This window comes from Rhodococcus sp. NPDC057297, assembly GCF_042667435.1.
In the GTDB taxonomy this organism is placed as follows: Bacteria; Actinomycetota; Actinomycetes; order Mycobacteriales; family Mycobacteriaceae; genus Rhodococcoides.
The window spans coordinates 7952-28526 of sequence record NZ_JBHUZE010000015.1; the positions used below are offsets into that span (position 1 = coordinate 7952).

The window sequence follows — 20575 nt, forward strand, 5'->3', positions numbered from 1 at the left end:
TCAATCGGGGGGTTTCTTTCCGCCCCCCCCCCACCCTTTCGGGGTCGTTTTGGGGTTGGTTGTTTTTTTTGTTCCCCCACACCCCTTGTTCGCCCCGCGACAGGTCGGCTCCCGGGACGCACGAAACACGAAAGAGGGCCGACCCCGGTGGGGTCGGCCCTCTTCCAGTACTACTGCTTACGCTTCTGCGTCGTCCTCGAGGAGGTTACGCGTGCGGTTCGGGTCCACGGGGATTCCCGGTCCGGTTGTCGTCGAGACCGTGATCTTCTTGACGTAGCGGCCCTTTGCGGAGGACGGCTTCGCACGGAGGATCTCGTCGAGTGCTGCACCGTAGTTCTCCACCAGCTTGGCGTTGTCGAACGATGCCTTGCCGATGACGAAGTGCAGGTTGGCCTGCTTGTCGACGCGGAAGTTGATCTTTCCGCCCTTGATGTCGTTGACGGCCTTGGTCACGTCGTTCGTGACGGTGCCCGTCTTCGGGTTCGGCATGAGGCCACGCGGTCCGAGGACGCGGGCGATGCGGCCGACCTTGGCCATCTGGTCCGGGGTGGCGATCGCGGCGTCGAAGTCCAGGAAGCCGCCCTGGATGCGCTCGATCAGATCCTCTGCGCCGACGACGTCGGCTCCTGCTGCCTCTGCTTCTGCAGCCTTCTCACCAGCGGCGAAAACGATGACCCGAGCGGTCTTGCCGGTGCCGTGGGGAAGGTTGACGGTGCCGCGCACCATCTGGTCGGCCTTACGAGGGTCGACGCCGAGACGAACGGCGACCTCGACGGTGGCGTCGAACTTGCTCGACGCCGTGTCCTTGGCCAACTGTGCTGCCTGAAGCGGCGAGTACAGGTTGTCTGCATTCACCTTTGCGGCCTGCTCGAGGTAGGCCTTGCTGCGCTTTGCCATTTCTTACTGTCCAATCATGAGTTCAGTGTGGTTGACAGGCCTGGCAGGCCCTCCCACGTGACGCTTCGTGTGTGACGAGGCCGAGATCAGCCTTCGACCGTGATGCCCATCGAACGAGCAGTACCGGCGATGATCTTCGCGGCCTGGTCGATGTCGTTGGCGTTGAGGTCTTCTGCCTTGGTCTTGGCGATTTCGCGCACCTGGTCCATGGTCACCTTGGCGACCTTGGTCTTGTGCGGCTCGCCCGAACCCTTGGCGACGCCTGCGGCCTTGAGCAGCAGCTTGGCGGCCGGAGGAGTCTTGAGCTTGAAGTCGAACGTACGGTCTTCGTAGACCGAGATCTCGACCGGCACGACGTTTCCGCGCTGCGACTCGGTCGCTGCGTTGTACGCCTTGCAGAACTCCATGATGTTGACGCCGTGCTGACCCAGTGCGGGGCCGACGGGAGGAGCAGGGTTGGCCTGTCCTGCCTGGATCTGAAGCTTGATGATCCCGGCTAGCTTCTTCTTCTTCGGGGGCATTTCTTTTTCCTTGTATTCGCTCGGGTTTCTTGCGGTAACTACTGCAAGTTCTGTGTGGGCTCGCCCACGCGGCGCCGACTAGATCTTGGCGACCTGCGTGAAGCCCAGTTCGACCGGAGTCTCACGGCCGAAGATGGATACCAGCACCTTGAGCTTCTGCTGCTCGGCATTGACTTCGCTGATGCTGGCCGGGAGTGTCGCGAACGGGCCGTCCATGACGGTGACGGACTCTCCGACCTCGAAGTCGACCTCGATGGCCGGCTTCGACGTGGTCTCGGTGGTGGCGCCTTCGGCTGCAGCAGCCGTGGCCTTCGCGTCCTTCTTCTGCCCGTCCTGCGGCATGAGGAACTTGACGACCTCGTTGATGGTCAGCGGGGACGGACGCGACGTGGCGCCGACGAATCCGGTGACACCGGGGGTGTTGCGGACTGCGCCCCACGACTCGTCGTTGAGTTCCATCCGGACCAGGATGTAGCCGGGCAGAACCTTGCGGTTGACCTGCTTGCGCTGGCCGTTCTTGATCTCGGTGACCTCTTCGATCGGAACCTCGACCTGGAAGATGTAGTCGCCGACGTCGAGGTTCTGCACACGAGTCTCGAGGTTGGTCTTGACCTTGTTCTCGTAGCCCGCGTACGAGTGGATGACGTACCAGTCGCCGGGTGCGCGTCGGAGAGCTGCTTTGAACTCGGCAACCGGATCCTCGACCTCGGCGGGCTCGGCCTCTGCCGTCTCGTCGGCTACCGCGTCGTCACCCGCGGCAGCGGCGACGTCGGCGGCGATGGCCTCGTCGGTCTCGCGGTCCTGAGCGGCCTGCTCCGCTTCGAGGCCCTGTTTGGTCGCCTCGACATCGGCGTCGAATGCGGCCACTTCGGTGGCGTCGTTGTGCGGCGTGCTCACAGCAGGCACCCTTTCTGTCGTTTCATGCATGTCGTACTACTCATCGGACTCGGCCAGCGGATCGGTGTCAACCGAACAGCCACTCGACGCCTTGCGTGAATGCCAGGTCCAGACCGCTGATGTACGCGACCATGAACGCCACGAACACGAGCACGACGCTGGTGTAGGTGACCATTTGCTTGCGGTTCGGCCAGATGACCTTGCGCAGCTCTGCGACGACCTCGCGCAGGAACTGGATCAGACGCTTGAAGATGTTCGGGCGCTTCGCCTCGCGGGACTTCGGCGGGCGGGTGGCAACGGATGCCTTGCCCGACGGCGCGGTGGACTTGCCGTCCGACGACTTGGCGATCGACGACTTGGAGATCGACACGGGCTCGGACGCAGCGCCTGCGGTCCGTGACCGTCGCGCGGTGCGCTTGCCGGAGGGCTTGGCGACAGCGGCGGAGGAAGTGTCGTTCTGGGATACAGAGGCATCCGGCGTCGACGAATCGGGCGTTGACGAATCCCCGGACTCGTCTTCGCGCTTGCCGCGCTCCTCGCTCACCCGTCGTTCCTCTCAGTAGCTGACACCGTCGCTCTCCTCACCGGAAATGCGGTGAGGGAGCCACATGGGCAGGGGCGACAGGACTTGAACCTGCAACCTACGGTTTTGGAGACCGTTGCTCTACCAATTGAGCTACGCCCCTTCGGTCCAACCCGATTGGAGTCGGACCGTTCTGGAATCACACACGACGTACGCGCTACCTCACACCCTCGAAAGAGAGTCTCGGCAGCGCGCAGCGCTGAACAACCCCAGAAATCTCAGTGTACTGCACAGGCTATGGAAGTTTGAAATCAGGCAGGTCAGGCCAGACGGACGGTTGCCGTCGCCCTACCGAAGATCTTCTTGCCCTCGGACTTCGCCGTGATCGCGATGACAGCGGACTTGGATTCGGGGTCGACCGACTTCACCTTGCCGGTGTACTCGACCGACGCGGCCGAATCCGCGGGCACGTACACGGAGCTGGTGAACCGAACGTTGTATTCGGTGACCGCACCCGGGTCGCCGAGCCACGACGTCACGAACCCCGCGCCGAGGCCCATCGTCAACATGCCGTGGGCGATGACGTTGTCCAATCCCGCTAGCTTGACGACCTCGTCGCTCCAGTGGATCGGATTGGGATCACCGGACACGCCGGCGTAGTTGACCAGGTCTCCGCGGGTCAGCTTGACCACGCGCTCGGGCAGCTCGTCGCCGACCGCCACATCCGCAAAACTACGAAGCGCCATGCATGATCACTTCCTTGACTGCGTGGGCGATGTTCTCGTCGACTTCGCCACCGGTTCGGGCGACCAGCGTCGTCCAGGTCGTCTGGACCAGCTCGCCGTTCTGATCGGTCACGATGTTCTTGGTGGTGATGATGTCACTACCGCTCATCTGGCGGAACGATTCCAGGTAGACCTCGCAGGACAACTCGTCACCGACCTGAATGGCCTTGTGGAATTGCAGTCTCTGATCGGTCTGCAGAATCTGACTCGGGTCGTACCCGGTGATGAATTCCTTGAACATCCGCGACTGCGCGATGATTCCGACCAACGAGATGAACGTCAGCGGGGCAAGGAGGCCGTCGTATCCGAGGCCTTTGGCTGCATCCTCGTCGTGATGGGCGGGGTGCCAGTCCTGGACGGCACGGGCGTACTCACGCACCTTCTCACGACCGACCTCGTAGGCGTGGTCCACCTTGTAATGGTGGCCCACCATCGCCGCCGCATGCAGAGCTGGATCTTGCACCAGCTCTGGGTCCTGCACTGACTCGGTCACGCTGAAAGAACCTTTTCTACCCAGGACGCAGATGCGGTTAGGGCACGAAAAGTAAGCCTAACGCGTGGCGTCGACTCCGAACGAGAACCAGCAGCCGATGAGGCTCGCGACTAGCGAGACTCGCGGTGCGCGCGATGCGTGCCGCAGTTCGAGCAGAACTTCTTCAGCTCGAGGCGGTCGGGATCGTTGCGGCGGTTCTTCTTCGTGATGTAGTTACGGTGCTTGCAAACCTCGCAGGCCAAGGTGATCTTGGGCCGCACATCGGTGGAGGAGGCCACTGGATGCCTACTTTCGGGTAAATCTGATCCGGTTAATCAGGACTGTGCATTCTTCTTGTGTAGCGGTGACCGGACTTGAACCGGCGACGCAACGATTATGAGTCGTTTGCTCTACCAACTGAGCTACACCGCCTCAGGTGCTCACCCCTACACCATCTCACTAACAAGGGTGTGGACGCGAACCATCCAATCCAGCGAGCCCCCTAACGGAATCGAACCGTTGACCTTTTCCTTACCATGGAAACGCTCTACCGACTGAGCTAAGGGGGCGTTCGCCTCTCTGCGCGGCAAGCCGTGCGTCGAAGCCTTCAAGAGGTTACACAGTCCGAGCGTCGAGTACCAAATTGCGTGCTCGCCGCGCTTTCTGCGGATCCTCTTACAGTAGAAACCCCAGCGAGAATTTCTCTCGCCGGGGCATCTGTGTGGCAGATGTAGGATTCGAACCTACGTAGGCATAAGCCGACGGATTTACAGTCCGCTCCCATTGGCCGCTCGGGCAATCTGCCGGGTGCTCGATGAGAACTTTCGCTCTCTTCGACGCGGAGAGAAGAATACAACGAACGTCCCCCGGAAACGCAAACCGGGTGGATAGCGCGGGTGCGAACGAGCTAACGTCGTCAGGACGAGCCTCACGGATCGGCCCACAGAAGCCGATCGAAACCGATTCGAGTACAGGAGTTGCACGTGGCTGATTCTTCCTTCGACGTAGTGAGCAAGGTCGACCGTCAAGAGGTCGACAACGCTCTGGGACAGGCTGCGAAGGAGCTCGCGACGCGGTTCGACTTCCGCGGTTCCGGCACCGTGATCGAGTGGTCGGGCAGCGGCGACAACGAGGTGATCGTGATCACCTCCGAAAGCGAAGAGAAGGTGAAAGCCGCTCTCGACGTCTTCAAGGAAAAGCTGATTCGCCGCGATGTGTCGCTGAAAGCGTTGGAGACCAACGATCCGGCAGCGTCGGGCAAGGTCTACAAGGTGACCGGGAAGCTCGTTCAGGGCATCTCGAGCGAGAATGCGAAGAAGCTGACCAAGAAGATCCGCGACGACGGTCCCAAGGGCGTCAAGGCGCAGATCCAGGGCGACGAGCTACGCATCAGCAGCAAGAAGCGGGACGACCTGCAGGCGGTACAACAGCTGCTCAAGTCCGAGGACTTCGGCCTCGCGCTTCAGTTCGTCAACTACCGCTAGCTCTACTCTCCCCTGGCCATTCGTTCGAGGCGATCGATACGGTCCGCCATCGGCGGGTGCGTGGAGAACAGCTTGCCGACCTTGTCTCCGGCCCGGAACGGGCTGGCGATCATCAGGTGGGACTCGGCGGCGAGGCGCGGTTCAGGCGGCAGCGGTGCCGCCTGAACGCCTCGCTCCAGTTTGCGCAGCGCCGACGCCAGAGCAAGCGGATCGCCCGTCAGCTCGGCTCCCGACCGGTCCGCCTGGTACTCGCGAGAACGCGACACCGCCAGCTTGACGACGGTGGCCGCGATGGGCCCTAGCAGCGAGACGAGCAGTAGCGCAAAGGGATTGGCGCCTCCGTTGCCTCGCCCCCCGAACATGGATGCGAACATCGCGAAGTTCGCCAGTCCGGAGATCACCGCTGCCATCGCTCCCGCAACCGAGGAGATCAGGATGTCGCGGTTGTAGACGTGGGACAGTTCGTGCCCGAGAACGGCACGAAGCTCGCGTTCGTCCAGGATCTGAAGAATGCCGGTGGTGCAACACACCGCAGCATTGCGTGGATTGCGACCGGTGGCGAACGCGTTCGGGTTGTTCGTCGGGCTGATGTACAGCGCGGGCATCGGCTGATGCGCCGTCGTCGCCAACTCGCGCACGATGCGGAACATCGCCGGTTGTTCCACCTCGGTGACCGGCTGCGCATGCATCGCTCGCAGTGCGAGCTTGGCACTGTTGAAATAGGCGTAGCCGTTCATACCGATCGCGAGCGCGACCGACACGAACAGAATCGTCGGACTGTTGAACAACGCTCCCACGAAGACGATGAGCGCGGACATACCGACCAACAGGCCGAACGTCTTTGCGTTGTTCGCGAAACCCATTGCAGCGCCTCTTCCCGGAGTTCTCTCGTTACCCACGGGAAGAACGATCAGCGCACCCCACGAAGTTCCCCGTGGGTAGCGCGTCGGAGACGAGTGGGATCTAGCCGACCCGCTCGACGGTGTAGTCCACCAGCCGACCCAGTGCGTCGTTGGCTGCACCCTGCGGGAGCTTCTCGAGCTCGGCGTGTGCTTTCGCGGCGAACTCTCCGAGTGTCGCCTTGGCCCGCACCATTCCCGGTGAGCGCCCCAACAGTTCGAGCGCCTCGTCGACCGACGCGTCGTCGGTCACGGGGCCGTCGAGCAGCACACGCAGTCGATCACCGTCCGCGCCCTCCTCGCGGAGCGCGAACAGAACAGGCAGCGTGTGCACACCTTCGCGAAGGTCGGTGCCCGGTGTCTTGCCGGATTGCTCCGTGGCCGACGAGATGTCGATGATGTCATCGGAGATCTGGAACGCAGTGCCGACAGCGTCACCGAGACGTTCCAGCGACGCGACGTGCTCGGCGTCTCCGCCGGAGAACGTACCGCCGAAGCGGCCACACGCCGCGATCAACGAACCGGTCTTCTCCCAGACGACGCGGAGGTAGTGCGCGACGGGATCCTCGTCCTTCTTCACACCGATGGTCTCGCGCATCTGGCCGGTGACCAACTCGGCGAACGTCTCGGCGATGATGCGGACGGCCTCGGGACCGAGCGTCGACACCAACCGCGACGCGTGGGCGAACAAGTAGTCGCCGGCGAGAATGGCGATGCTGTTGCCCCAGCGCGAGTTCGCGGACTCGGCGCCGCGCCGCATAGTCGCCTCGTCCATGACGTCGTCGTGGTACAGGGTCGCGAGGTGCACCAGTTCGACGACGGTCGCTGCGGTGACGATCGACTCGTCGGTCGGGTTGGGTCCGAGCTGAGCCGTCAGCACGGTGAAGAGCGGACGAAATCTCTTACCGCCGGCCTTCGCCAGGTGCAGCGCGGCCTCGGTGAGAAAATCCTCGCCGTCGGACAATTCGGCGATCATCAGCTTCTCGACGCGTTCCAGCCCCGCGGCGACGGTGTCTGCAAGCTGCGGATCGACGAGGTCGACCCCGGCAACGACCGTAGATCCGGCCGCGTCGAAAGTGCTCACGATTGTTCGTCCTGTCCTCGTCGGGGGCGTCGTTTCGTCTCTACCGTAGTGAACCTGGCGCGGGCGAGCGCCGGAAGGTGCCACACACCACGCGAGAGGGGGCCGAAACCCCGCGGGAGCAGGCCCGTCGGCGCCACTGCTTTACTGGACGGGTGAGCGCTGTGCGAAGCACCGACGTCCTCGTCATCGGCGCGGGCCCTGCCGGGTCGTCCGCCGCGGCATGGGCGGCAAGAGCAGGCCGGGATGTCGTCCTCGCGGACGCGGCGACCTTTCCGCGTGACAAGACGTGCGGCGACGGACTGACACCGCGCGCGATCGCCGAGCTGAATCGTCTGGGACTCGGCGACTGGGTTCGGGGACGAGCGGAGAATCGCGGCCTGCGACTGTCCGGTTTCGGTCAGGAACTTCAGTTGGAATGGCCGGGCGGGTCCTTGCCGACGGTCGGAAGCGCAGTCCCGCGAACCGAACTCGACGACCGAATCCGTGTCGCGGCAGTCGATTCCGGTGCCACGATGATCGAGGGCGCGAAGGCTGTCGACGCAACCACCGACGGCGCGAGAGTCACCTCGGTGACGTTCGCGAACGGTGACGAGATCCGCTGCGAGAAGCTGATCGTCGCCGACGGTGTGCGTTCCACACTCGGCAAGAAACTCGGCCGAACGTGGCATCGCGACACCACGTTCGGGGTCGCTGCCCGCGCGTACATCGACTCCGACAGGTCGGATGATCCGTGGATCAGTTCCCACCTGGAACTGCGTGACGCCGCGGGCACGGTACAGCCCGGCTACGGCTGGATCTTCCCGCTCGGCACCGGTCAGGTGAACATCGGCGTCGGCACATTGGCGACGGCCAAGCGCCCCGGCCCCGGAGCGTTGCGGCCACTGCTGGATCTGTACACCTCGCAGCGTCGGCAGGACTGGTCGTTGACGGGTGACCTTCGCGCAGTGGCGTCGGCTCTGCTTCCCATGGGCGGCGCAGTGTCGAATGTGGCCGGAGTGAACTGGGCAATAATCGGCGACGCCGCCGCGTGCGTGAACCCGCTCAACGGCGAAGGTATCGACTACGGCCTCGAAGGCGGCCGGTTCGTCGCCGACATGCTGAGCGAGAACGACCTCACACTGGCATGGCCGACGCTGCTGCGTGAGCACTACGGACAGGCCTTCTCCATCGCCCGACGCCTCGCCGGGCTCCTGACCGTCCCTCGCTTCCTACCCGCGACGGGACCGATCGGTATGCGCTCGCGTGCGTTGATGACCGTCGCGGTACGCGTCATGGGAAACCTGGTGACGGAGGCAGATTCGGACCTCGTCGCCCGGGCATGGAGAGCGTCGGGCACCGCGTCACTGAAGGTCGACAGCCGGCCGCCCTTCACCTGACGATCAGCGCACGGCGCGGTGCAGTGCGACGATTCCGCCGGTGAGATTGCGCCATTGCACGCCGGACCAGCCCGACTCGGCGATGGTGGTGGCCAACTGCTCCTGCGTCGGCCAGGCGCGGATCGATTCCGCCAGGTAGACGTAGGCGTCCGGGTTCGACGAGACGGCCCGCGCCACGGCAGGAAGCATCTTCATCAGATATTCCATGTACACCGTGCGGAACGGGGTGAACGTCGGCGTCGAGAATTCACAGATCACGAGGCGCCCGCCGGGCTTGGTGACACGCGCGATTTCCCTCAGACCCGCCTGGAAGTCGGAGACGTTCCGCAGCCCGAAGGAGATGGTCGCGGCGTCGAAACTGGCATCGGCGTACGGCAGGTGCATGGCGTCGCCGGCCACCATCGGCACCGGCCGCGCAGCGCCCGCCTGCAGCATCCCCTTCGAGAAATCGGTTGCGACGCACCATGCGCCGCTACGCGCCAGTTCGACCGTGGAGACCCCGGTTCCAGCCGCGAGATCCAGGACCTTCTCCCCCGGCTTCAGGTTCAACGCAGCGCGGGTCAGCTTCCGCCAACTGCGATCCTGACCGAACGACAGAACGGTGTTGGTGATGTCGTACCGACGGGCGACGCCGTCGAACATCGAGGCGACCTCGTGCGGTTCCTTCTCGAGGGTGGCACGTGAACTTGTAGGCACACGATCGAGTTTACCGCCGCCGGGATCAGGCTGTTCTCAGCGACCGCTCGCGCTGCCACCCGAGGACGTCGCCGTAGTGGCCGAGCAACTCGTCGCAGATGGCGGGCCAGGTGCGGTGCAGCACCGACGTGCGGGCGGCCTCACCGAACCGGGCACGCATGACAGGCGAGGCCAACGCCGCCACAGCGCTCGGCAGCAACTCGCAGAATCTGTCGACGGGCAACAGATAGCCGTTGCGGCAGTGCGCCACCAGGTCACGTGGGCCTCCGGCGTCGGGACCGATCACCGGGACCCCGCTGGCGAGTGCTTCCTGGACGGCTTGGCAGAACGTCTCGTGCTCACCGGGGTGCACGAACACGTCGAAGCTCGCGTACGCCTGCGCCAACTCGTCGCCGCCGAGCTGGCCGGTGAAGACCGCCGTCGGCATCAGCTTCTCGAGCGCGCCCCTGTCCGGACCGTCGCCGACGATCACCACCTGCACGTCGTCGGGCAGAGCAGCGAGTCGTTCGACGTGCTTCTCCGGTGCGAGCCGCCCGACGAACCCGACGATCAGCCTGCCGTCGGGCGCCCACTGCGTACGCAGCGCCTCCCGGCGCGACGACGGCGCGAAACGGACGGCGTCGACGCCTCGGGCCCAACGGTGGACCCGCGGTACACCGTGCAGTTCGAGAGCTTCGACGGCCGAGCTCGACGGGGCCAACGTCCGTGCCGCTCCGCGGTGAACCCGACGTGTCCACCGCCACGCCGCACGGGATGTCAGACCGAGGCCGTAGCTTTCGGCAAACCCTGCGACGTCGGTCTGGTAGACCGCCACCGCGGGCACACCGAGACGGCTTGCCGCTGCGAGTCCGCCCGCACCGAGCAGGAACGGAGACGCGAGGTGAACGACATCCGGCGCGAATTCACGGATCGTCGCCGTCAGGCCCGGACCGGGCACGCCGACAGGAAGCGAGCTGATCTTGGGGACCATGACGGCCGGGACGCGATGGACCGGTACGCGATCGTGCTCGATCGAGGCTCGCGGTTTGCCCGCTGGATTGTCCGGAGCGACGACCATGGCGTCGTGGCCGGTGCGTCGGAGATGTTCGAGAACTCGAAGCACCGAATTCGTGACGCCGTTCATGTTGGGTAGGAACGATTCCGCAACGATGGCTACTCGCACGATCCTCAGTGTGGAGCCGGACTCGGACCATCCGGCAGCGCCGACGTTACGAGCGGGCGAAGTTCGCGCTAATGCTGCGCGGCGTCACGCAAGAGTCCCGGCGCGAGACGACGATGGATCCGCGAGAGCGTCGACCAGACGATGCGCCCCCGTACGGTGAGATAGCGCATCTGAGTGGTGAGAACAACTGTCGGTCCGTGCGCAGCCACGACCAACCGGCCGCGCAGGATCGGACCCTCCAGTTCCAGAACGACCTCGCGTTCGCCCGTCACAGAGACTCGACAACCGGCAATTGTCTCAGGATCCACGGTCAGCCGGAATCTGCAGAGTGTCGCGAACACGAACCGCGTACCGGCGTCGGGTCTGTCCCCGAACATCGCGCGCGCCCAGGCTTCGGCGGGAGCAATCGTCGATGTAGCCGCTTCGAATCTGTCTGCGTAGTGCAGCCCTACCAGCCGGTGCGGCGCCACCATCTTTTCGGGCACCTCGCCAACCGCGACAACCCCGGTGACGACTACTCCGCGCATGCGATTCCCCCGTGTCGTTCGACATAGAACTGCGGACGGGTCACGTCGTGCACCGCCTGACCCACGATCCCTCATGATGCGATGAATTGCCCGATACTTTCATCGATTGCCGCAATTCCGTCGATGGGCGGAGTATCGGGCAATACGTTCCACTCGACCGATCAGAAAGCCGACTTCTCCCGCCGCCGGAGAAGGAACAACACTCCACCCGCGACGAGCCAGGTGACGACGACGACCGATGCCGCAGGAATGATCGCAACGCCTGCGTTTCTCCCCGCCACCCTGACCAGATCGGGATCCGCCTTCGCATATTCGACATCGATGCGTTGACCCGCAACGAGATTCGTCGGATACAACACGCCCAGTTGCGGATTGTGGGTGACACCGTCCGGGGTGACGAAGCTGACCGCGGAACGCAACTTACCCGCCGACAGCACTTCCGCCGTCGCGCGTCCCTCGTCCGAGGTGATGGTGCGATCGTTCTGCCACGCCGCGACCACCAACAGGAACGCCAGAACGGAAATCCCGGTAGCGACGATCAGGACGGAGATCCGCGCTCGATGCGTGACTTTCGGGGTGCTCACGCCGATAAACGTTACTGTGCGCCCACCGGCTCGCCTCTTTAGGTAGCGTCTGCTGGCATGTCTCGCGACTTCGAGTTCACGATCGTCTCCGAGTACCCTCCCGCCGACGTCCACGAAGCACTGACCAGTGAAGATCAGTGGCTGGCGCGGTTCGAGAAGGCGAAGAAGACCGACGGATACGAAATGATCCGCCACGAGGACGGCGCTTTCACCGTCGACATCTCCGAGGAGGTCGGCACGTCCGAGCTGCCGGGGTTCGTCAAGAAGGTCATCAAGGGCAAGTTGCTGATCACCCGCACCGACCATTGGGGGCCACTCGACGGCGATGCAGCCGACGGCACCCTCGCGGGCGGCTCGTCGTCGCTGCCCGCGAAGGTCGAGGGCACATTGGCGCTTCGACCCGACGGTGACGGGTCGGTCCTGACGGTGCGCGGCCGCTCGACCGTCAAGATCCCTCTGATCGGCGGCAAGATCGAGTCGCTCATCAACGACATGATCAAGGACATGGTCGACCAGGAAACCCGCGAGACCGTCGAGTGGGCCGAAGCGAGAGACACCGACTAGCCGGACTCCTACAGCCGAGCGCGAATGCCGGCGTGCAATTCACGCAGGCCGGAGCGTTCGGTCGTCACTTCGAGCACCCGGATGCCGGCAGGAGTGGAGCCTGCGGAACGACCATGATCGGAGCCGGCGAGCGCGTCGGCAAGTTCGGTCACGTCGACGCGGGAGTGCGGGATTCGGTAGGCCGCGCAGAGGGCCGCGAGGTCCATGCCGTGCGGGGTTCCGAAGACACGCTCGAATGCACCGGCGTACTGCGGATCGCCCTGTTCGAGCAGTTCGAAGATGCCGCCTCCGTCGTCGTTGGCGACGACGATCGTCAAGTCCTCCGGCCTCGGCTCACCGGTTCCGATGAGCAGGCCCGATGCGTCGTGCAGGAAGGTCAGGTCGCCGAGCAACGCGATGGTGCGTCCGGGGCTCGTCAGTGCCGCGCCGACGGCCGTCGACACGGTGCCGTCGATACCGGCGACGCCGCGGTTGGACCGCACCCGGACTCCCGGTGTCGGGTACGCCACGAGTGCGGCGTCGCGCACCGGGTTGGATGCTCCGAGCAGCAGTTGGTCACCGTCCCGCAACGAGGACATGACCGTCGCGGCGACGTGGAGGCCGGTGGGTTTCGGGTGAGCCGCCAGCTGGTCCCGCACAGCGATGTCGGCGCGCGCGGACAGTTCACCGCAACGCGCGAGCCACCCCTCGCTCGGGCTACCTGTGACCACGGCCCGTGTTCCGGTGGCCAGGACGTTGCCGGAGACATCGGGCCACCGCGGACCCGTCGTGATCGCGAATACGTCGACATCGGGGTTCGCGAGCAGGGCGGAGACCGGGCGATGAAGCGTCGGTCGGCCGGTGATGATCGCCTGCTTCGGTCTCAGCTGCGCCAGCGCGAGCGGATGGAGCGGCAGTCCGTGCAGCGGCGCTGTGGGTTCGGCGACGGTCGGCAACCCCGCCAGTTCCGGTCGCAACGCCGCGCCGTGCCCGGAGACGACGACGGTGTCGATCGACAGATCGATGTCGACGGGTACGTCCAGCGTCGCCTGCTGGGTCGTCGTCCAGGCGGTTCCGTCGGCGCGGCCGGCGGGTGCGGCGGTGGCGTCGGCGAGATCGGGCACGAGGGGCTCGCGCAGTGGGATGTCGAAGTGCACGGGGCCTGCGTTTCCGGACCTGGTTCCGCGCGATGCGGCAAGGACACGGCACACGGCGCTGCGCCACTGACTGTTCTGTGCATCGGTCTCGGCGAGGCCCAGGCTGATGGTGGCGCGGACCTGGCTTCCGAAGAGCCCGAGCTGTTCGACGGTCTGGTTGGCGCCGGTTCCGAGCATTTCGTACGGGCGGTTCGCGCTGAGCACGATCAGCGGCAGGCGGGCGTAGTTGGCTTCGAGGACGGCGGGGCCGAGGTTGGCGACGGCGGTGCCGGACGTCATCACCACCGGTACCGGGGCACCGCTGCCGAGGATCAGACCGATCGCGAGGAACCCTGCGGTGCGTTCGTCGATGCGCATGTGCAAGCGAAGCCGTCCGTCAGCGTCGGCTTGCTGCAGAGCGAACGCGAGCGGCGCGTTCCGTGATCCCGGGCAGAGCACGACGTCGCGAACACCGCCGCGGACGAGTTCGTCGACGACGGCTGTGGCCTGAGCACTGGACGGGTTCACCACTTCAGATTGTCAGATTCTCGCGTCGGCGCCCTAGTCGGCCCGCCTGTGTCGTGTTTGACACGATGAAGGAGTGAGAACTGTCTTCGATCCGTCCGAGATGCCGCCGGGCGGCTTCTATTCCCTGCTCACAGCCTCAGTAGTGCCGCGTCCCATCGCCTGGGTGTCCACAGTGTCGGCCGACGGTGTGGCCAATCTCGCGCCCTACAGCTTCTTTTCGGTGTCCTCGTCGACGCCGCCGGTCGTGCAATTCACATCGGTGGGTCGCAAGGACAGTTTGCGGAACATCGAAGCCACAGGTGAGTTCGTGATCAACGTGGCCACCGAGTCGATGGTCGAGCAGATCAACGCGTCCTCGGCCGGCTACGAACACGGTGTCAGCGAACTCGAAGAGCTCGGCATCGCAAGCGAACCAAGCGAGAAGGTCGCACCTCCTCGCGTCGCCGGTTCACCCATCGCGATCGAGGCATCGCTGCACCGAATCGTCGAGGTCGGCAATTCCTTCGTCGTCATGGGCAGCGTCGTCGCACTCGCCGTCCGCACCGACGCCCTTGCCGACGACGGCTTGCCGTCGTTCGCCGCCGTAGCCCCGGTGAGTCGACTCGGCCGCAACGAATGGGGCCTCCCTCCCGAGGTTCGTCTGTTGGATCGACCCAGGCGTCCCGACACCACGGAGTGAGGCACAGGTCATAGAGTTCAAGTCATGCCCGATGCTCGAAAAGGTCATGCAGTGCTCCCCGAGATCGGCGAAGTCGGTCGTCAGGCCTACGCCTCGCTCAGATCACGGCCGACGCCACGTGCCGAACGCTACGAACTCGGCAGGCAGTTGCGTGACAAAGTCTCCCGCGAGTCGATGGGCGATTGGACGCCGCCCGCGGATCGATACGATCCCATCCGCCAGATCGAGTTCTCCCACGACGGCCGGATCGACTGGCTCATTCCGGTACGTGCCGAACGGATGGTGGAGTCGCCGTACGGGTTCCTGCGCGGCACCGCGATCGTCATGGCCAGAGACGTGGCCCTGCTGCCGTCGACCGGAATCAATCCGGTGATCAGCGGCGACTCGCATCTCGGCAATTTCGGGTTCTACGCATCTCCCGAGCGTGACCTGGTGATCGATCTGAACGATTTCGACGAGGCGCACCCCGGCGGGTGGGAATGGGATCTCCGACGCCTCGTCGCAAGCATCTGGGTGGCCGGCCGGCAGAACGGACGCACCGAAGCCCAGTGCGAGGAGGCCGTCGCCGCATGCGTGCGGGCGTATCGCGTCGAGGTGTCACGCTTGGCCGACGAGCCCCTGATGTCGCGGTCGTTCCAACGGCTCACCGCGGAGAAATTGCAGGCCGACGCCACCGAGGGTTCGCTGCGCAAGGAGATCAAGCGAGCCACGAAGAAGGCTCGTCGGCGCACCAGCGACCGCGTTCTTCCTAGGTTCACCGAGGAACACGAAGGCACCCGCAGGCTGGTCGAGGAGCCCCCGATCACCACCCGCATCTCGGCCCGCGACGAGGATCTCCTGGCCGAGGGGCTGGACGAGTACCTGACGACGCTCTCCCCGCACTGGCGTCGGGTGCTCGGTGGGTACACGCTCATCGACGTCGCGCATCGAGTCGTCGGCGTCGGAAGCGTCGGACTGCGGGCGTACGTGGCACTGCTCGAGGGATCGAGCCCGGACGACGTGGTGTTCCTGCAACTCAAGCAGGCGCGGCGTTCGGTGTTGGCGCCGTACGTGCACGGCAAGGATGCGTGGCACGCGCATCAGGGGCAGCGCGTGGTCGAGTACCAGCAGGATCTACAGACGGTGAGCGATCCGCTGCTGGGGTGGACCACCATCGACGGCAGGCAGTACTACGTGCGGCAGTTCCGGAACATGAAGGGCACGATCGATCTGGGTTCGATCGATGCTCCGGCCCTCGTCGACTACGCGGGAGTGGTCGGTCGACTACTGGCCAAGGGGCATGCGCGTACCAGTGGCGCCTCGATGATCGCCGGTTACGTGGGCAAGTCCGACACGCTCGATATCGCGCTGTGCAGGTTCGCCCGGCTGTACGCCGATCAGACCGAGGCCGATCACGCGTTGCTCGTCGACGCCGTTCGCCGGGGCCGCTTCGCGCTGTGAGTGAAAATGTAGGCCCTTGTCTACCGGGAGCCGAGCCTACCGGGAGCGGAGCCTACTGGGAGCGGAGCCTGCGGAGTGACCCGCCGGTTCCGCTCCACTCGCGTAGGGGTCAGGCGGCGTACTTGGTGACCAGTGCGCCCAGACGCGGGAGTGCCTCGGCGACGTTCTTCTGCGCGGAACCGCGCAGGCTGCCGTAGAACTTCTTCACGACGCTCTTGTCGGTGTCCTCGATGCGCGAGTCCGTCACCGACAGCAGCGCGTTCGACACCTGGTCCGAGTTCGCGACGAGGTAATCGGAGAACGTCCCGGCGGGCGCGGCGTTGTAGGACTGCCAGAACGGCTCGAGCTGATCGACGAAATCGGGCCACAGTGTCTCGACGGCCTTTTCGATGTACGACGGTCCGACCTTCTTGACAGCTCCGTAGCCGCCCTTGACCGCCAGGCCACTGGCGCCCTTCTTGTCCGACACCTCGGCGTCGATCAGCGCCAGGACGTCGGGCAGCAGAACATCGCGCTTCGACTCGTCGAGCAACGATTCCCTGAGTGCAGCAACCACTTCGAATTCCTCCCGGAGGTTCAGTTTCTTCCTTCGAACCGGGGAAGACTACCGCAGGCCGGTGTATGTTCGCCGAACTCGCTCGTGCCACCACTGCACCCGCTCGGGTGCGGCGGCGAGAGCCGTCAATCTCTGCGGATCGGGTTCGACGGGTACGGCTGCGATGGTTCCGTCCACGATGCCGTGACCGTCCGCGACATCGCCGGTGAACAGGCTTCCGGTCCCGAGGCCGCACGCGAACTCCAACCTGGGGATCGCGGCCGCAGCGGCGAGACCCGAGGCCATCCCCACCGCGGAGTCGAGTGCACTCGACACCACCACGGGCACTCCGTACTCCTCGAGTTCACCGGCGAGTTCGAGTAGGGCCCGCATGCCGCCGAGCGGAGCGACCTTGACGACGGCGACGTCCGCTCCGCCTGCGCGGACCACACGGAGCGGGTCCTCGGCGCGCCGGATGCTCTCGTCGGCCGCGACACGCACTCCGGGGAGAAGACGTCGCAGTTCGACGAGCTCGTCGACCGTCGCGCAGGGTTGTTCCACGTACTCGAGGTCGCCGTCCTCCAGCAACGCCGAGATGGCGTTCACCGCCTGTGGGACGGTCCATCCGCCGTTGGCGTCGACCCGGACGTGTGGGACGAGCGCCCGGACGGCTCGAACCCGCGCGACGTCGTCGGCGACGCTCGTCTCGAAGCTGCCCTGTCCTTTCTCGGCGACCTTGACCTTGGCGGTGTCGACGCCGGGGTATCGGGCCAGGATGGCGGGCACCTCGTCGGGGGTGACGGCGGGGACTGTTCCGTTGACACGGACACGTTCGCGATACGGCTGGGGTGGCCCCTCCCACGCTGCTTCGACGGCCGAGCGCAGCCAGTTCGACGATTCGGCGTCGTCGTATTCGACGAAGGGTGCGAACTCGCCCCAGCCGGCAGGTCCGCGGAACAGCATCACCTCGCGGGTGGTGATGCCGCGGAACTTCGTTCGCATCGGGAGAGACAGGACGTGCGAGGACACGAGAAGTTCGTCGAGAGGCGGTGTCACTGCTGGCCCTCGAGGAGCTGAACCATCAGGGCGTCGGAGTCCGCGAGGACGTTTCCGTCGAGATCACGCAGGACGGCACTGATGAACGTCTTTCGACCCTCCACTCGGTCGACACTGCCCTCGACCACCAGTTCGGTGTCGAGTGGGGTGATCTTGCGGTAGTTGATGTGCAGGTACGCGGTTCGGCTGATCGGACGTCCGTACGCGTGCTGGATCAGCCCGAACATGTCGTCGAACAGCAACGGCAGTGTTCCTCCGTGTGCGGCACCGTTCCCACCCAGGTGATAGCGACGGAACACGCCTCGGCTGCGCACACCTTCCGCGTCGAACTTCTCGATGCGCCACGGCAGCATCAGCAGTGATCCGCGGCCCGGAAGATCGATGGCCCGCCCGGCAGGAGATTCACCTTCGGGAACTCGGAACGGTGCAAGCTCGGCGTTCATCGCTTCGACCTGCTCGGCGAGCTTCTCGGTCAGTTCCTGGGTGGGAGCGGTACTGACGGCGAGGTCCTGCAGTGTCCGCAGCGCTTCGACGAGGCGCCCCCACTCGGGGCCGACGTTCGCGGGGGTGAACTTCGGGAATCCGCCGTGGTGGGAGTACTCGTCCTGGCGTGCGTCGTCACTCATCTGTGCACCGTATCGTGCGGTCCGATGCCCTGGCTCTATCGTGACCCAGGTGACCTTCACTCCTTCGCTCTGGCAGCCGGTTCCCGGGTTCGACGACCTCACCGACATCACCTATCACCGCCACGTCACCGACGACACCGTGCGGATCGCGTTCGACCGTCCCGAGGTCCGAAACGCGTTCCGGCCGCACACGGTCGACGAGCTGTACCGCGCGCTGGAACACGCGCGGGTCAGTTCGGACGTCGGCACGGTGCTCCTCACCGGCAACGGACCGAGCTCGAAGGACGGCGGCTGGGCGTTCTGCTCGGGCGGAGATCAACGCATTCGTGGACGTAGCGGCTACCAGTACGCGGAGGGAGACACCGCGGACACGGTCGACAAGGCGCGGGCCGGGCGGTTGCACATCCTCGAGGTCCAGCGGCTGATCCGGTTCATGCCCAAGGTCGTCATCTGTCTGGTCAACGGTTGGGCCGCGGGCGGTGGGCACAGCCTGCACGTCGTCTGCGACCTGACCCTCGCGAGCCGCGAGCACGCACGATTCAAGCAGACCGACGCGGACGTCGGCAGTTTCGACGGCGGTTACGGCAGTGCGTACCTCGCGAAGATGGTGGGACAGAAGTTCGCTCGCGAGATATTCTTCCTCGGCGACACGTACACAGCCGAGGAGATGCATCGAATGGGCGCAGTCAACCGCGTCGTCGATCACGACGAGCTCGAGAACGTGGCCATCGAGTGGGCCGCGAAGATCAACGCCAAGTCGCCGCAGGCTCAGCGGATGTTGAAATACGCGTTCAATCTTCAGGACGACGGATTGGTCGGCCAGCAACTCTTCGCCGGTGAGGCGACGCGTCTGGCGTACATGACCGACGAGGCCGTCGAGGGCCGCGATTCGTTCCTGCAGAAGCGGGACCCCGACTGGTCGCCGTTCCCCCGGTACTTCTGAAGGTTCATGTCCGTTTCCCGAGATCCCCTCACGCATCGACGCCGCGCACCGGACAGTGCGTGGTCGTCGGTGACGTCGTGGTTCCTGCAGAAGCACGACTACGAATGGATGCGCGAGTTCCAGAACTCACGCCCGTCGGGAAAGATCGTTCGGATCATCGTCGCCCTGTCGATGATCAACATCAGTGCGATGTCGTTCACGTCGCTGTTCGCGATCGGCGGTCCGACGGGCACCGCGGCGACTGCGCTGACGTTGACGCTGTGCATTGTCAACCTGATCATCGCTGCACTGTGGGTGCTTCGGCCGTTTCCTGGGCGCCTCGGCGTGGTGTCGTTCGCGATCTACTCCGACCTGGGCGTCGCCGCTGCACTGTCGGTGTTGGATCTACGCAACGCGCTCCTCGGCTGTGTCCTCTACGCCGTCATCGGTGCATTCGTCACGTTCTTCCTCAGCCCCCGCTGGGTGGTGGCGCACCTGATGTTCGCCTCCGGAATCGCCATCGGCTTCGCAGTGGCGATCTACGTGCGCGGCGACATGGACACGATCACCTTGCTCGTTCAGACCGACGTGGTGCTGCTCGGCATCATGAGTGTTCCCGTCACCTCGCACATCTTCCTGACGACACTGTCCGCCGACGCGCGCAGTTCCGCACTCGATCCGCTGACCGGCCTGCTCAACCGCCGGGGTCTCGACGCCGCACTCGAGGACTTGTGGCCGAGGGGACGCCGCGAAGGTCAGTGTGCTGCGGTGATCGTCGTCGACATCGACAACTTCAAGTCGGTCAACGACATCCACGGCCACGACGAGGGTGACGCGGTGATTTGCCGCGTCGCCGAGCGCCTCACCACACACGTGTCGCGGTACGGAGTGCTGGGACGGACGGGCGGTGAAGAGTATCTGGCTGCCGTGGTGACGTCGAGACTGCACATCGACGCGCTCATCCACGGAATCCGACGTGCCCTGCACGGTGAGGGCGATTTCGTCCCGGTCACCGTCAGCGTCGGCGCCGCGATTCTGTACGCCGAGTCCCACCTGTGGACGACGGGCTCCGACACGGTGAACACTGCGTCGAGAGTGGCCGACTCGATGATGTACGAGGCCAAGGCGTCCGGAGGCAACCGAGTGGTCACCACGCTCATCTGAGCCTGCCCAGATCGACACCGGGCCCAGATCGACACCGGG

24 protein-coding genes and 4 tRNA genes are annotated in these 20575 nt (G+C 64.9%); 7 read left to right on the plus strand and 21 right to left on the minus strand.

All coding sequences use genetic code 11. The features are described from left to right. Positions 1–177: 177 nt before the first annotated feature. The 11 genes from rplA to ACFULT_RS26725 form a co-directional block, all read right to left on the minus strand. A complete protein-coding gene (gene rplA / locus ACFULT_RS26675) occupies positions 178–897 on the minus strand; it encodes a 50S ribosomal protein L1 (RefSeq protein WP_019666430.1) in 720 nt (239 codons plus the stop codon). A gap of 86 nt (positions 898–983) precedes the next feature. After that, positions 984–1418 carry a 50S ribosomal protein L11 gene (gene rplK / locus ACFULT_RS26680; RefSeq protein WP_019666431.1) on the minus strand — a complete coding sequence of 145 codons (435 nt, stop codon included), beginning with the start codon at positions 1416–1418 and terminating at the stop codon, positions 984–986. A gap of 78 nt (positions 1419–1496) precedes the next feature. After that, positions 1497–2315, minus strand: coding sequence for a transcription termination/antitermination protein NusG (nusG, locus tag ACFULT_RS26685; RefSeq protein WP_037105600.1), 819 nt, complete (start codon positions 2313–2315; stop codon positions 1497–1499). 67 nt (positions 2316–2382) lie between these two features. Next, positions 2383–2859 (minus strand): preprotein translocase subunit SecE, encoded by a 477-nt coding sequence (gene secE, locus ACFULT_RS26690; RefSeq protein ID WP_378483040.1) that lies wholly within the window; start codon positions 2857–2859, stop codon positions 2383–2385. 69 nt (positions 2860–2928) lie between these two features. Then, positions 2929–3001, minus strand: a tRNA-Trp gene (locus tag ACFULT_RS26695). Positions 3002–3158: 157 nt separating this feature from the next. Continuing rightward, positions 3159–3584, minus strand: a complete 426-nt coding sequence (gene hadB, locus ACFULT_RS26700) for a (3R)-hydroxyacyl-ACP dehydratase subunit HadB (protein WP_026348024.1) — start codon at positions 3582–3584, stop codon at positions 3159–3161. Further along, positions 3571–4056 (minus strand): (3R)-hydroxyacyl-ACP dehydratase subunit HadA, encoded by a 486-nt coding sequence (gene hadA / locus ACFULT_RS26705; RefSeq protein ID WP_196248810.1) that lies wholly within the window; start codon positions 4054–4056, stop codon positions 3571–3573. Before hadA ends, hadB begins: the two co-directional genes overlap by 14 nt. 170 nt (positions 4057–4226) lie before the next feature. Then, positions 4227–4394: a 50S ribosomal protein L33 gene (gene rpmG / locus ACFULT_RS26710; RefSeq protein ID WP_019666436.1), complete on the minus strand. Its 168-nt coding sequence runs from the start codon at positions 4392–4394 to the stop codon at positions 4227–4229. A 60-nt stretch (positions 4395–4454) separates the two neighbouring features. Beyond that, positions 4455–4527, minus strand: a tRNA-Met gene (locus ACFULT_RS26715). Between the two features lie 64 nt (positions 4528–4591). Beyond that, positions 4592–4664, minus strand: a tRNA-Thr gene (locus ACFULT_RS26720). Positions 4665–4817: 153 nt separating this feature from the next. Continuing rightward, positions 4818–4900 (minus strand) — tRNA-Tyr (locus ACFULT_RS26725). 178 nt (positions 4901–5078) lie between these two features. Here ACFULT_RS26725 and ACFULT_RS26730 point away from each other — a divergent pair. Further along, a complete protein-coding gene (locus ACFULT_RS26730; RefSeq protein ID WP_378483041.1) occupies positions 5079–5579 on the plus strand; it encodes a YajQ family cyclic di-GMP-binding protein in 501 nt (166 codons plus the stop codon). Between the two features lie 2 nt (positions 5580–5581). On the opposite strand, the gene htpX is transcribed toward ACFULT_RS26730, so the two are convergent. Both htpX and ACFULT_RS26740 read right to left on the minus strand, forming a co-directional pair. Further along, positions 5582–6442 carry a zinc metalloprotease HtpX gene (gene htpX, locus ACFULT_RS26735; RefSeq protein ID WP_094720810.1) on the minus strand — a complete coding sequence of 287 codons (861 nt, stop codon included), beginning with the start codon at positions 6440–6442 and terminating at the stop codon, positions 5582–5584. 100 nt (positions 6443–6542) lie between these two features. Further along, complete coding sequence (locus ACFULT_RS26740) at positions 6543–7562, minus strand: polyprenyl synthetase family protein (RefSeq protein ID WP_378483042.1); 1020 nt, start codon at positions 7560–7562, stop codon at positions 6543–6545. Positions 7563–7639: 77 nt separating this feature from the next. On the opposite strand from ACFULT_RS26740, the gene ACFULT_RS26745 reads away from it, so the two are divergent. After that, complete coding sequence (locus ACFULT_RS26745; RefSeq protein WP_378483043.1) at positions 7640–8938, plus strand: geranylgeranyl reductase family protein; 1299 nt, start codon at positions 7640–7642, stop codon at positions 8936–8938. A gap of 3 nt (positions 8939–8941) precedes the next feature. On the opposite strand, the gene ACFULT_RS26750 is transcribed toward ACFULT_RS26745, so the two are convergent. From ACFULT_RS26750 to ACFULT_RS26765, 4 genes are all read right to left on the minus strand, one after another. After that, positions 8942–9580, minus strand: a complete 639-nt coding sequence (locus ACFULT_RS26750; protein ID WP_230595925.1) for a demethylmenaquinone methyltransferase — start codon at positions 9578–9580, stop codon at positions 8942–8944. A 79-nt stretch (positions 9581–9659) separates the two neighbouring features. Next, positions 9660–10796 (minus strand): glycosyltransferase family 1 protein, encoded by a 1137-nt coding sequence (locus tag ACFULT_RS26755; RefSeq protein WP_176460033.1) that lies wholly within the window; start codon positions 10794–10796, stop codon positions 9660–9662. A 68-nt stretch (positions 10797–10864) separates the two neighbouring features. Continuing rightward, on the minus strand, positions 10865–11323 hold the full coding sequence (locus tag ACFULT_RS26760; protein ID WP_378483044.1) for a hypothetical protein: 459 nt from the start codon (positions 11321–11323) through the stop codon (positions 10865–10867). 161 nt (positions 11324–11484) lie between these two features. Beyond that, entirely contained in the window at positions 11485–11907 is a 423-nt protein-coding gene (locus ACFULT_RS26765; RefSeq protein ID WP_094720807.1) for a DUF3592 domain-containing protein, read from the minus strand. A 57-nt stretch (positions 11908–11964) separates the two neighbouring features. Between ACFULT_RS26765 and ACFULT_RS26770 the strand changes: the two genes are divergently transcribed. Then, positions 11965–12471, plus strand: coding sequence for a DUF2505 domain-containing protein (locus ACFULT_RS26770; RefSeq protein ID WP_037105574.1), 507 nt, complete (start codon positions 11965–11967; stop codon positions 12469–12471). Positions 12472–12479: 8 nt separating this feature from the next. On the opposite strand, the gene menD is transcribed toward ACFULT_RS26770, so the two are convergent. After that, a complete protein-coding gene (menD, locus tag ACFULT_RS26775; RefSeq protein WP_378483045.1) occupies positions 12480–14114 on the minus strand; it encodes a 2-succinyl-5-enolpyruvyl-6-hydroxy-3-cyclohexene-1-carboxylic-acid synthase in 1635 nt (544 codons plus the stop codon). A 73-nt stretch (positions 14115–14187) separates the two neighbouring features. On the opposite strand from menD, the gene ACFULT_RS26780 reads away from it, so the two are divergent. Together ACFULT_RS26780 and ACFULT_RS26785 are read left to right on the plus strand one after the other, a co-directional pair. Then, entirely contained in the window at positions 14188–14793 is a 606-nt protein-coding gene (locus tag ACFULT_RS26780; RefSeq protein ID WP_378483046.1) for a flavin reductase family protein, read from the plus strand. 24 nt (positions 14794–14817) lie between these two features. After that, entirely contained in the window at positions 14818–16233 is a 1416-nt protein-coding gene (locus tag ACFULT_RS26785; RefSeq protein ID WP_378483047.1) for a DUF2252 domain-containing protein, read from the plus strand. Positions 16234–16342: 109 nt separating this feature from the next. On the opposite strand, the gene ACFULT_RS26790 is transcribed toward ACFULT_RS26785, so the two are convergent. The 3 genes from ACFULT_RS26790 to ACFULT_RS26800 are packed head-to-tail and all read right to left on the minus strand — an operon-like array spanning position 16343 to position 18450. Next, positions 16343–16789 carry a DUF6918 family protein gene (locus ACFULT_RS26790; protein WP_037105567.1) on the minus strand — a complete coding sequence of 149 codons (447 nt, stop codon included), beginning with the start codon at positions 16787–16789 and terminating at the stop codon, positions 16343–16345. A gap of 48 nt (positions 16790–16837) precedes the next feature. Next, on the minus strand, positions 16838–17824 hold the full coding sequence (locus tag ACFULT_RS26795) for an o-succinylbenzoate synthase (RefSeq protein ID WP_378483048.1): 987 nt from the start codon (positions 17822–17824) through the stop codon (positions 16838–16840). Next, positions 17821–18450: a PaaI family thioesterase gene (locus tag ACFULT_RS26800; RefSeq protein WP_037105562.1), complete on the minus strand. Its 630-nt coding sequence runs from the start codon at positions 18448–18450 to the stop codon at positions 17821–17823. Before ACFULT_RS26800 ends, ACFULT_RS26795 begins: the two co-directional genes overlap by 4 nt. Positions 18451–18499: 49 nt before the next feature. On the opposite strand from ACFULT_RS26800, the gene ACFULT_RS26805 reads away from it, so the two are divergent. After that, complete coding sequence (locus ACFULT_RS26805; RefSeq protein ID WP_378483049.1) at positions 18500–19393, plus strand: 1,4-dihydroxy-2-naphthoyl-CoA synthase; 894 nt, start codon at positions 18500–18502, stop codon at positions 19391–19393. A 6-nt stretch (positions 19394–19399) separates the two neighbouring features. Continuing rightward, entirely contained in the window at positions 19400–20536 is a 1137-nt protein-coding gene (locus tag ACFULT_RS26810; protein WP_378483050.1) for a GGDEF domain-containing protein, read from the plus strand. The last annotated feature ends 39 nt before the right edge of the window (positions 20537–20575 follow it).

Bases quoted from the DNA above. Each gene is read 5' to 3' on its own strand.
- rplK (WP_019666431.1), bottom strand. From the start codon at position 1,418: ATGCCCCCGAAGAAGAAGAAGCTAGCCGGGATCATCAAGCTTCAGATC.
- ACFULT_RS26810 (WP_378483050.1), top strand. From the start codon at position 19,400: ATGTCCGTTTCCCGAGATCCCCTCACGCATCGACGCCGCGCACCGGAC.
- ACFULT_RS26800 (WP_037105562.1), bottom strand. From the start codon at position 18,450: ATGAGTGACGACGCACGCCAGGACGAGTACTCCCACCACGGCGGATTC.
- ACFULT_RS26785 (WP_378483047.1), top strand. From the start codon at position 14,818: ATGCCCGATGCTCGAAAAGGTCATGCAGTGCTCCCCGAGATCGGCGAA.
- hadB (WP_026348024.1), bottom strand. From the start codon at position 3,584: ATGGCGCTTCGTAGTTTTGCGGATGTGGCGGTCGGCGACGAGCTGCCC.
- htpX (WP_094720810.1), bottom strand. From the start codon at position 6,442: ATGGGTTTCGCGAACAACGCAAAGACGTTCGGCCTGTTGGTCGGTATG.
- ACFULT_RS26760 (WP_378483044.1), bottom strand. From the start codon at position 11,323: ATGCGCGGAGTAGTCGTCACCGGGGTTGTCGCGGTTGGCGAGGTGCCC.
- ACFULT_RS26750 (WP_230595925.1), bottom strand. From the start codon at position 9,580: ATGTTCGACGGCGTCGCCCGTCGGTACGACATCACCAACACCGTTCTG.
- ACFULT_RS26770 (WP_037105574.1), top strand. From the start codon at position 11,965: ATGTCTCGCGACTTCGAGTTCACGATCGTCTCCGAGTACCCTCCCGCC.
- hadA (WP_196248810.1), bottom strand. From the start codon at position 4,056: ATGGTGGGCCACCATTACAAGGTGGACCACGCCTACGAGGTCGGTCGT.
- rplA (WP_019666430.1), bottom strand. From the start codon at position 897: ATGGCAAAGCGCAGCAAGGCCTACCTCGAGCAGGCCGCAAAGGTGAAT.